Genomic DNA, 11,293 nt, shown 5'->3' on the forward strand with positions numbered 1-11,293 from the left:
TGAGAATAATAAGCAAATAACATAATAATAAGTTGTGAATACATGCTCATGAAAGCACTGGATTTCATACAGATATTTGCCTCCAACGTCCGCAGGCTGGACTTCCGCCTCAGCAGTGCCCAGGTCATCCTGGCCGTCATTGCCGGATACAGGCGCCACAGCACCATTACGGAAGCCACACGCCTGCACCCTAATACCGTCACCAATATCCTGCAGGATCTTATTGCGCAGGGATATGTCAACCGTATTGGAGACGGTCGCCCTTATGTTTACCGGCCCACTGCGGATGGAGAACAGCTTGCCGGAAACCTGCTGGATAAAAATACATTCCCCGGCACATGAAAAATCCTCTGCTCAGTACGGAAGAAAAACGCCGCTGGTTGGCCCGTGTTTTCCGGGACGAGGACGGGGAATACTCTCAGGCGGACAAATTCAAGGCGCTGGTGGAAGACACCAAACTGGCAGCCCTTCAGCAGGAAGAGGAGGAATTCAAACGCCAGCGGGAAATGGGCGCTGCACCACAGGACCCCATCCTGGATCTGCTCCAGTCCCTCCCCCCGGCAGAACTCAATCTCAATAATCACCCCTCTTCCTGACAACTTAACAAGATGATGGAACAAAAAAAGCTCTCTAGACCAAACAAGCTCGAAGAGCTTTTTCTTTTTCAATCCACGCACTCCTTACGGAGTGCGACGGATGTTGTGACGGCCAGACAAGCAACGAGCAATAGTTTCAATCCACGCACTCCTTGCGGAGTGCGACTTTCTATTGTTTTTATCCTCCGGAATCCGGGGTACAGGTTTCAATCCACGCACTCCTTGCGGAGTGCGACATAATATGACCATTGTAGCTGATAATATATGGGGGTTTCAATCCACGCACTCATGAGAGTGCGACTCCTGGGCGTCTATGGCACTGATTATCAACAGTGCAACGGGCGTTTTGCGCCAACCTCCCATGGGAGGTACAAAGATTCCAGGTCGTAAAAAGAGATGATAGTTGTCAAGATCAGAACCCCAACGGATTACGAAAATCGCCGGTATTCCGGAAATTTCCTGTGAGCTTGGGGTCGGCGGAAGGAAGACCGGGAGAGGAGCTTTTCATACGTTAAAAAGCCCGCATCTCCGGCAACCAAGGCCTGTGCACGATGCGGAAACATCCTAGCCTGTTCCCTCTTTCCCGTCCAGAATTTTGTAGGACTCTCCCCGGAAACCGTTTTATTCTGTTTTCCACAAAAGAAGAGGCACCCCGGGATAGCCGTGGTCCCGAAGCGCCCTGCGGAAAATATCCGCGGTTTACATGATGCTTTTGCGCGTCCACCTGTTCAGGCTCAACAGCCATACCAACGCCGCGGAGACAGCGGAGGCCAGACAGGCCATCAACGGAATTTTCACGGCGGAGGGCAGCCCTCCCAGCCCGATGAAGTTCACGAAGTCATAGGAGCACTGGACAAAGAAGAAGTGGCACAGATACACGCCGAAAGTAAGCGCCGCCACCTTGCTCAGCACTGGACCAGCCTTGATTCTGAGCCGGCTGACGACGGCAAAGATGGCAAAGGTCATCAGGAATACATTGATTCCGGAGAAATACCAGAGCACTTCCAGCTTGGAATACTGGCCGGGGAAGTGCTTCTGTGTTTCCAGAAAGCCGAAGAACGTAACGGCAAAACCAATCAAAAAGAGGGGAATAGTAATGGACAGCGTTTTTTTCCAGCTCCAGGCCAGTGGGTATTTGGTCAGGTAATGCGCCAGCACCATGTATCCCAGGAATCCGGAAAAGTTATAAAACATACCGTACGGATTCCAATCGCAAACACCCAGAATACCCATGTTGCCGTAATTGCCCTCATAACCCAGTGCCGGAGCAAGCATCTGGATGTAGGGGAGAGTCATGCTGAATATCCAGATGCCCAGGAAGATTTTCACATCTTTCCTTCTGGCTTGCGTCAGCCACGCGCTCATGATGGGCATGAAGAGGTACAGGCCTACCAGCATGTATACATACCACAGGGGCGTGGTATCATAGTTGAAGTTGAAGAAGAAGGTATACAGCTTGCCGACGGTGGCACTCCAAGTATAAGTGTCCATCACGATGTTGGGGCTGGCCGTTTGAACGCCTGCGGCAAAGTATCCGAAGTAGAGCAAGGGAAGCGCCAGTGACCAGACAATGAGCGGAACCAGCACCCTCTTGAGGCGCCTGGAGTAAAAAGCGCCCATTTCCAAGGTGACGGGAAAAAGCAACACTCCGGAGATCATGACAAACAAAGGCACGCACGGCCGTACCAGACTTCCCCAGAAGACAGCGGATTTAAAGTTGAAGGAACCGTCAAAACTTCCAACGAACGGATCACAGCAATGGGCTAGGACAACGAGGAAGCAGGCCAGAATACGCAGAAAGTCCACCCAGGCGATGTGGCCGCCGCGGGAGTTCAATGATTGGTTGGTGTTCATGGTTACGTGGGAAAAAAAGCGCCGCGTCATCGCAAACGTTCCTGATAATATACCCGTTTCCCGGAAACGTTCTATCATCAAATGGAGAAAAGAAACAAAAAGCCCCCAATCCCTCCCTCCCGGCAACAGGGGAAAACTCTTCGGGAAAGCCTGCGCTTCCTGCAGGCTTCCACGCCTCTTCCCCCATAAGAATCACGGAACCTTTTCCTACACCACCGGAATTGTTCACCGTGAGGCCTGGTGAAAGTTTTCTCATTCGGCGAAGTTCATATTTCATTCAACAGGATACTCCTCTTCCCTCCTTGCAAAGAAAAATTTTTTTCCTCCTTTCAGTGAAGAGCTATTCCGAAACGGAAGGGGAACACACTCAACACCCATGTTTTCCTTTTGGACCGGCAGGAGGATTTCCCTTCATTTTTATGGCTAAGATACCCGGAAGCCGGGATTCAGGCCTTCCCTACCCTTCACACGCTGTCTGTTTTAAAACTGCCTGGTGGCGGGATGAGATTGCCATAGCGGTGAACGGTTTCGGAAACAGACTGTTCCCGGAAATACCCCAGCAGTTCCAACCGTCCATTGGCAAGCACGGGACGGTCCAGTACTTCCACATCCCGGGCACGGGCGGCATTGGCCAGAGTCTCGGAAATATCTGTTCCACGCAGGAACCGTATGCCTGGAAGGGCTTCCGGCATCCGTCCGATCAATTCCGCTTCCGTTTCCACCGTCAGGGAAGCATAATAACCATGCATTTTCTGAATCCAGGGGCGGCTCGTCCCTATGCTCAGGTGCAGGAGTACCCCGCACAGTTTCGCCCCCAGCAGCAGAATGGCGACGTCATCGTCGGACATGTTTTCCACACGGGCCAGAATTCCCTTCACCGGGATATAGCGGAAGGTATTATTTTCTCCGTAAACACGGGAGGGATCATGATCCACGCCGAATTCCTCCATCCACCACTTGGCCTGGGAACCAGCTGCGGAACGGATGCGCTTGGCGCAGTCCGGCAGCTCGGAACACAGTTTTTCCACCAGTCCGGAGATACGTTCACCCGGCGTGCGCAGCTTTTGGGGCAGCGCCTTTTCCTCCCAACTTCCCAGCATGGTAAGGTAGTTGGGACCTCCGGCCTTGGCTCCAGGCCCCATGGAGGAATGGTTCCACCCGCCGAACGGCTGGCGGCGGACAATGGCGCCGGTGATGACACGGTTGATGTACGCGTTGCCCACCTGCACTTTAGTTTTCCACAAGGCAATTTCCCGTTCATCCAGGGACTGAAGGCCGCCGGTAAGGCCAAATTCGGAGTCGTTTTGGATGTCAATGGCTTCCTCCAGGTTTTCCGCACGGATGATTCCCAATACCGGACCGAAGCATTCCGTCTGATGGAACCAGCTTCCCGGTTTCACCCCCAGCCGGATGCCGGGAGACCAGAGGCACGGGTTGTCTTCCGAAGGTTCCGGCTTGAGCAGCCATTCCTCCCCGGGTTCCAGCTGCGTCAGCGCACGGAGCAGATTCCCTTCCGGCTCCCTGATGAGCGGCGTCACCACGGAGTTGACTTCCCAGGATCCGCCTACCTTCAGGCTGGCGGCGGCATCCTTCAACTGACGCAAAAAGGCGGGATTGTCATAAACGGAAGCCTCCACAATAGCCACGCTGGCGGCGGAACACTTCTGTCCGGAATGACCGAAAGCGCTTTTCACCAAATCCTTTACAGCCTGGTCCGGATCAGCCGTAGCAGTGATGATCATGGCATCCTTTCCGCTGGTTTCAGCCAGCACATGCAGGTCAGGCCGCAGTTCGCGCAGCATTTTTCCGGTGCGGTAGGATCCCGTCATGATCACACCGTTCAAACGGGGATCCATCAGAAACTTGCAGGAAATTTCATTGCGCGGCATCGGCACGAATTGAAGGACGTTTTTAGGCACACCGGCACGCCAGAACGCCTGGACAATCTGCCAAGCCGTATAAACGGCCAGTTCGGACGGTTTGAACACCACGGCATTTCCCGCCATCAGGGCGGCAGCTACACCGCCCGTCGGAATGGCGAAGGGGAAATTCCAGGGAGACATCACGCAAATGATACCCAGCGGGGACATTTCCACGCCGTCGTTCATTCCGTCGCGGTCCAAGCCTTCCGCGTAATAGCGGCAGAAGTCTATGGCCTCGCTCACCTCCACATCAGCCTCCGTGGGAGCTTTCCCGGCATCCCTCACCATGGCAGCAATGGCTTCCCCCCTGATTCTGGACAGCTCCTGCGCCGCCCGGTGCAGGATTTCAGCGCGTTCGCCAATGCTTTTGGACGCCCAGGAGGAGCGGACCCTGTCTGCCGTGACCAAGGCATGTTCAACCTGGTCAAAATCCGCATAAGCGAATTTATAGGAAACTTCATTATGGCGGGACGGATCGCGCCCCACGCCCCATAGATTAGTCGTAATTTCCTCACCATCTATAACCAGAGGGATTTCCTCGCCGGATTTTTCCTTCTCCGCGGCAATCAGCCCGTTGATCCATTCCGCATTCTGCCGCAGGGACCAGTCCGTATCCCGCTCGTTGGCAAAGGCGTCCCGGTAATGTGAGGGCTGGATGGGATCCGCAGCGCGGTTCTGCGTGCGGTTGGGGCCGTACTTCACCTCATCCTTTTCCTGACAAGCCTTCAAAAACCTCTTTTTCTGGACCTCCCAGCTCCGGGACCCCGGTGTCATACCGAAGAGATCATGCAGGAAGTTCTCCTCACTGGTATTTTCATCCAGTCTCCGGACCAGGTAGGCAATAGCGCTGTGAAAATCTTCCTTCAAAACCACAGGGGCATAAAGGAGCAGACCGTCCGCCGCCTGGCGGATGACCCGCGCCTGATGGTTCGCCATCCCTTCCAGCATTTCGAATTCCACCTGGTCACGCACGCCTTCCCGCTCACGCAGCAGCATGGCATAACACAAATCAAACAGGTTGTGGGAAGCTACGCCGAACTGCACATATCTGGCATTATCCGGCATGCAGCCGTAATGGAGCATTCTCTTGTAATTGGCATCCACCTGGGCTTTCGTGCCATACGGGGCCTGCGCCCAGCCATGCATGGAGGCCTCCACCTTCTCCATCGCCAGGTTGGCGCCTTTCACCAGGCGTATTTTGATGCGCGCCCCCCCCTGCTCCACGCGTTCCTTCGCCCAGGCGCACAGCTTCATCTGCTCCTCCCAGGAATCCGGCAAATAGGCCTGGAGCACAATCCCCGCCTCCAGCTGCATGAATTCATCCTCCATCAACGTACGTTTGAACGCTTCCGCCGTCAGATGAAGATCACGGTATTCCTCCATATCCAGATTCACGAACTTGGGCTTTCTGGAACCGTCCGGCAACGTTACCGCATTGGTAATGGCCGCCCGGTACAGGATGCGCAGGCGCTCCTGAATCAATTTGACGGTTTCTTCAAAGGCTACCAGATGAATCTGGCTGAAAATGGCTGAAATCTTGACGGAAATATAGTCACAGTCCTTGTCTGTCAGCCGGTCCACGACCTGCTGAAGACGGTGGTGCGCCTCGCTTTCACCCAGAATGGCCTCTCCCAGCTGGTTGATATTCATCCGGATGCCGCCCTTGCGCCTGCGGCGCAGGTGGGGGCGCAGTTTTCCATCCTCGGCAGGAAGAATTACATTGGAGCTCTCCTTTCTCAACTGGCTGGTAATCACGGGCATGACCACACCCGGAAATTGAGCGGAAAACCTCCCCCCCATTTTTATGGCGAAACGGTCCGCCGCAGACAAATAACGGGGAACGCCATATCCGTCCAAAAGATAGCGGAACAACTCAGCACCCCGCACCGGAGAAGAAGGACGGAACACACGATCCGCCAGTGCCAGCGTAAACGCCTTGCCCGCCGGATCATTCATCATGCGCTCCATTTGCTGCGCCTGCCTCTTCTCTTTCCCTCTCATCCCGGCATTCGACTGCTTTAAAATGGACTCCGCCAGTTCCACAGCCTTGGCGGCCAGTTGCTGGTCAGTCCATTGGCCTCGGCGAGCCTCCGCCATCATGTCCGGGATGGATGAATCTGTCATAACGGTTCGAAGACTAGCCCCGGACAGGGGCAAAATCAAGCCAATTTGCCCGGTCCTTCCTGTGGAAAGAGGAATCACGGAGGAAAACGCATCCCTTGATTCCGTGACGGAAGCAGGGGGGCCTTCCTGTCCATTTCCGGCAACTCAGGAAAGACACATCAATCATACCGCGCAGCCGCCAGACGGGCTCTTCTCAGCTCTTCCCTGAGCTGGTGCGCCCGTCTGCCGCAAACGCTGGAACGGTTCATGTCCCGGACCTCTTCCAAAACCGCAACCGCCTGGTTGAAGGCATCCTCGCTTTCCGGAGTGTGGGCTTCCCGGTACAGAACCTTTTCCAGCCGCACCCAGAGGGGATGCACCATGGAGAGCAGAATTAACTGGCGCTCCTCCACGGATAACGAGGGGTCATCCGCGCAGGTACGCCATGCTTCCAGGCATGTTCGTATGGAAGAAGCTTTGCTGGCCCGGAAAGACTCGCCAAGCAATTCAGCCGTTTTCCTGTTTTTCTCCAGACGAAGGGCCGCCTCCCGGGCGTTCAGAAAAGCCGGAACCGTACAGTTCAATTTTTCCAGACGCTTCATGGTGCCAGGATAATCCCGGAACCAGGCTTCCGGAGGCACCTGTTCCAGCTCCCGGCAAATGGCGGAGGCTTCTGCCGCAGGGTCCCCGCCCTTCGGAATATCATTCACCCGCGTCACCGGCCGCACGCGCTGCGCTTTTTCCGCAAGCAGGGACACTTTTTCCCGTAGGGAAGCTGCAGAGGCCCCTCCTTCCACCAGGTCGAATACACGTCCCTTGGAGTCAAGAAAAACCACGGAAGGCAGCATGCGCACACCATGCATCACCGCACGGGACAGGCTGCCGTCTTCTTCCCAATCCTTCACGGAAGGATGTCTGGGAACCGTGACAAACTGCACGTCACGCACATATTCATCCAGCGCGCGGCGTTCTTCCGTGCCCGGCTGGAGAGCTTTCAACCAACGGGCTTCCGCTGAACCGGGTTCCTCTGAACCGTACACAACCAGAACAGGGGAGGGAAGGGAGGGAGCCGCAGAACAGGAGACGGAAAGGGCATCCATTTCCGCACGTCCCGGAAACGCCAGCGCCAAAAACGCAATGACCGCTAAAGCCCTCATGAATAAACTGCCATCCATCAGCCCTTTCTGATGGTAATGCGCTTGTAACGGCTGTCCCCTTCTTCGGACTCCGTCACAATTCCTTCCATGGACTGAAGGGCATTATGCACCAGGCGGCGGTGGTAGGCATTCAACGGAGGCATCTTCATCGGCTTGCCGCTCTCCTGGACGCGTTCGGCCAGGGAACGGGCCTTTTCCAGCAAACGGGCTTCGTTGCGCTCCCGGTAATGGTCGCAATCCACCTTCACGCGGGGAGCATCTTCCATCTTGCGCTGAATCATGCGGTTGACCAGATACTGAAGGTCATCCAGCCTGTCCCCGTCCCCTCCAATGATATACTGTGAATCCGGGGAGGAAATATTCAGGCACACGATGCCGTCCGTTTCCGTTACTTCGATATCCGCAGAAAACCCCAGCGAAGCCAGAAGGCTCTTCAAACTCTGTTCAGCTATTTCTTGCACCGTCATTACTTTAAATTAATAGGAAAAGGGTTCCATACCGGAAAACCGCCTCGCGCCGGACGGTGCGAGCCTTTTCTCCAATACCCGATTGACATAAAAATCATAACCTATTTATTCCCCTCGTCTATGAAAATTTGTGGAAGCTCCGTTCCATATCATGTACGCAATACCGTCCCTGCCCTGCCTTCCGGCAACACGGTTCCGTTCCTCCTTCGGAACCAGATGCAGGAAACACCGCTCAGAAAGGAGGCGACTGTTTTCTGCCTGCCCGCGGCCGTACCCCGGTTATCTCCGCTTCTCCCTGCCGCCAATGAAACATGGAATACAGACATCCACAGCCATGCCAATCAAAAAGGCATCTCCGCACAGCCCGTTCTTTATTACATAAAATCTTAAATAACAGTTTCTATAAAAAAATTTTCATCAGCTCCGGAGAAATACTGATGACAAAACAGGACGGAACATCCCCGGAAAAAGGGAAGTCGAACTATTACCCACATAGAAAAATCCGGTCCCTCATGAACAAGCCAATGAAAAAAAAGAAACCGCCCATGGAAGACAGCGCCGCCCCTTTTCCCAATGGAAAAGAAGCTGCTCCCCATTATACGGATACAATTGATCCGGAATTGATCAAACCCACTCCAAAACCTACGCCGCCCAATGCGGAACCTTCCGCGCCCGGTTCCATGAAGATGCCGGATAACGCTACGGAAAAAATCAGGGAGCTGGATGCCATGCGCTCCAACGGCATGGGACAGGCCCTCACAAGCAACCTGGGAGTTAAAATATCCGATGATCAAAACACACTTAAAGCAGGAAGCAGAGGCCCCTCTCTGCTTGAAGACTTCCACTTTCTGGAGAAAATGGCTCATTTTGACCAGGAGCGGATACCGGAACGCGTGGTTCACGCAAGAGGTTCCGGGGCACATGGTTATTTTCAGGTGTACAAATCCCTTTCCAAGTACACCAAAGCGGCTTTTTTGCAGGATCCGGGAGAAAAAACCCCGGTCTTTGTGCGTTTTTCCACCGTGCAGGGCTTCAGAGGATCTCCGGATACAGTAAGGGATATCCGCGGTTGGGCTACCAAATTCTATACCAAGGAAGGCAACTATGATCTGGTAGGCAATAACACGCCCGTCTTCTTCATTCAGGATGCCATCAAATTTCCGGATTTCGTTCATGCCGTCAAACCGGAACCCCACAATGAAATGCCCCAGGGGCAGACGGCCCATGACTCTTTCTGGGACTACGTCTCCCTGCAGCCGGAAACTCTGCATAACGTCATGTGGGCCATGTCGGACCGCGGCATCCCCAGAAGCTTCCGTACGATGGAAGGGTTCGGCATCCATACGTACAAACTGGTCAATGAAGAAGGAAAAAGCACTTTCGTCCGTTTCCACTGGAAACCGGTGTACGGGAAAAAATCCCTGGTGTGGGATGAAGCCCAGGTATTGACAGGACGCGATCCTGACTTCCACCGCAAGGATCTCTGGCAATCCATTGAAGCCGGAGATTATCCGGAATACGAGCTGGGTCTGCAGCTCATCCCGGAAGAAGACGCAGACCAGCTCGACTTCGATATTCTGGACGCTACCAAGCTCATTCCGGAAGCTCTGGTTCCCGTGGAAATCGTCGGGAAAATGGTGCTGAACCGCAACCCGGACAACTTTTTTGCGGAAACGGAACAGGTAGCCTTCTGCCCCGCCAATATCGTGCCGGGCATTGATTTTTCAGACGATCCGCTGCTCCAGGGCCGTATTTTCTCTTACAGCGATACCCAGCGGCACCGGCTGGGAGGAGCCAATTTCACGGAAATTCCCATCAACCGCCCCATTTGCCCCTTCCACAACAACCAGAGGGACGGCTTCCACCGTATGCAGATAGACGCCTCTCCGGCCAACTATGATCCCAATTCCATCGGGAACAACTGGCCGAGAGAAACGCCCCCGGAGAAAGGCGGCTTCACCACCAGCCCCCAGACGGTAAGCGGTGTCAAGGAACGTCTGCGGAACCCCTCCTTCGCGGAATACTATTCCCACCCCCGGTTGTTCTGGATGAGTCAAACTCCGGTGGAACAGGAGCACATTATCAACGCGTTCAGCTTTGAGCTGGGCAAGGTGACGCGCCCCTATATTCGGGAACGCGTGGTGGACCTTCTGACACGCATTGATCCGGACCTGGCAAGCGGAGTGGCCCGCAACCTGGGAATTCAACTCACCAGGGAACAGCTCAGCAGGGAACTTCCCAGGCCCGTCTGCGGCCTGGAACAAGATCCGTCATTGAGCCTGTATGCCCATACGGACGGCAACCTCAAAGGCCTCCGCGTCTCTTTACTGGCAGCGGACGGCGTCAGCCTGAAATCCGTGAAAGAAATCTGCGAGGCCCTGCATGAAGAAGGCATCCACCCCCAAATCATTGCCCCGCACATGGGAAGCGTAACAACGGAAGAAGGGGAAGATCTGCCTGTTAACGGGACTCTGTCCGGCACTCCTTCCGTCCTGTTTGACTCCGTCATCGTCCCGGAAGGAGAACAAAGCATCGCAGCGCTCCTGAAAGACGGAGATGCCAAGTACCATTTGCGCCAGGCCTACAGGCACCTGAAAGCCATCGGACTGCCCGGCAACGCCAAAGCCATGCTTGAGGCAGCCTCCCTGCCCCAGGATATGGATGATGCCGGACTGCTCATGCCGAAGGACACCAAATCCCTGATGCCCTCCTTCATCACGGCCATGAAACAGCACCGCGTCTGGAGCCGCGAGCCTAAAACCCTTGATTTCGGCGCCTAGATTCGTTCCTTATTCAGGAACCGCTTCCCAATACAGGCTGCCCCGTCGAAAGGCGCGGCAGCCGTTTTTATTAAAAAATCCGAGGAGTTATAGCATCATAACTAGCATCAAAAAGCAACTATTCATATCCCGTCATACCCTGTCACCTAACAAACTATTTATTAATTAACCCTCTAAAAAACAACGAAAAAGCCCGCACTTTCATTGTGCGGGCTTTTTATTCAAAAAGAAAGCTTTTGGTACACGGAGAGGGATTCGAACCCCCGACCAACTGTGTGTAAGACAGCCGCTCTACCACTGAGCTATCCGTGCGTGAGGTGGAGGGAATATATACCGGGAAAGCAGGACCGGCAAGGAGAAAATGAAAAAAATGCGTCCTCATTTCTCTGTTCTCCATGCCTGTAAAATCCGGAC

The 11,293-nt window shown here is 54.4% G+C and carries 7 protein-coding genes and 1 tRNA gene; 3 read left to right on the plus strand and 5 right to left on the minus strand.

Translation table 11 applies throughout. The features are described 5' to 3' along the window. The first annotated feature begins 48 nt into the window (after positions 1-48). Positions 49-342, plus strand: a complete 294-nt coding sequence (locus AMUC_RS11015) for a BlaI/MecI/CopY family transcriptional regulator (protein WP_031931492.1) — start codon at positions 49-51, stop codon at positions 340-342. Further along, positions 339-596 (plus strand): hypothetical protein, encoded by a 258-nt coding sequence (locus AMUC_RS11020; RefSeq protein ID WP_012421088.1) that lies wholly within the window; start codon positions 339-341, stop codon positions 594-596. Before AMUC_RS11015 ends, AMUC_RS11020 begins: the two co-directional genes overlap by 4 nt. A 699-nt stretch (positions 597-1,295) precedes the next feature. Here the strand turns inward: AMUC_RS11020 and AMUC_RS11025 are convergent. The 4 genes from AMUC_RS11025 to AMUC_RS11045 all read right to left on the minus strand — a co-directional run bounded on the left by AMUC_RS11025 (position 1,296) and on the right by AMUC_RS11045 (position 8,099). Continuing rightward, positions 1,296-2,450, minus strand: a complete 1,155-nt coding sequence (locus AMUC_RS11025; RefSeq protein WP_012421089.1) for an acyltransferase — start codon at positions 2,448-2,450, stop codon at positions 1,296-1,298. A 464-nt stretch (positions 2,451-2,914) separates the two neighbouring features. Further along, positions 2,915-6,496 carry a bifunctional proline dehydrogenase/L-glutamate gamma-semialdehyde dehydrogenase gene (locus AMUC_RS11035; protein ID WP_012421090.1) on the minus strand — a complete coding sequence of 1,194 codons (3,582 nt, stop codon included), beginning with the start codon at positions 6,494-6,496 and terminating at the stop codon, positions 2,915-2,917. 158 nt (positions 6,497-6,654) lie between these two features. Beyond that, a complete protein-coding gene (locus tag AMUC_RS11040) occupies positions 6,655-7,650 on the minus strand; it encodes a hypothetical protein (RefSeq protein WP_012421091.1) in 996 nt (331 codons plus the stop codon). Continuing rightward, positions 7,650-8,099: a Jag family protein gene (locus AMUC_RS11045; protein WP_031931498.1), complete on the minus strand. Its 450-nt coding sequence runs from the start codon at positions 8,097-8,099 to the stop codon at positions 7,650-7,652. The genes AMUC_RS11040 and AMUC_RS11045 overlap by 1 nt, the downstream gene beginning before the upstream one ends. A gap of 524 nt (positions 8,100-8,623) precedes the next feature. Here AMUC_RS11045 and katE point away from each other — a divergent pair. Beyond that, complete coding sequence (gene katE / locus AMUC_RS11055) at positions 8,624-10,879, plus strand: catalase HPII (RefSeq protein ID WP_012421093.1); 2,256 nt, start codon at positions 8,624-8,626, stop codon at positions 10,877-10,879. A 237-nt stretch (positions 10,880-11,116) separates the two neighbouring features. Here the strand turns inward: katE and AMUC_RS11060 are convergent. After that, positions 11,117-11,191 (minus strand) — tRNA-Val (locus AMUC_RS11060). Between the last annotated feature and the right edge of the window lie 102 nt (positions 11,192-11,293).

Source organism: Akkermansia muciniphila ATCC BAA-835 (genome assembly GCF_000020225.1).
Classification (GTDB): Bacteria; Verrucomicrobiota; Verrucomicrobiia; order Verrucomicrobiales; family Akkermansiaceae; genus Akkermansia; species Akkermansia muciniphila.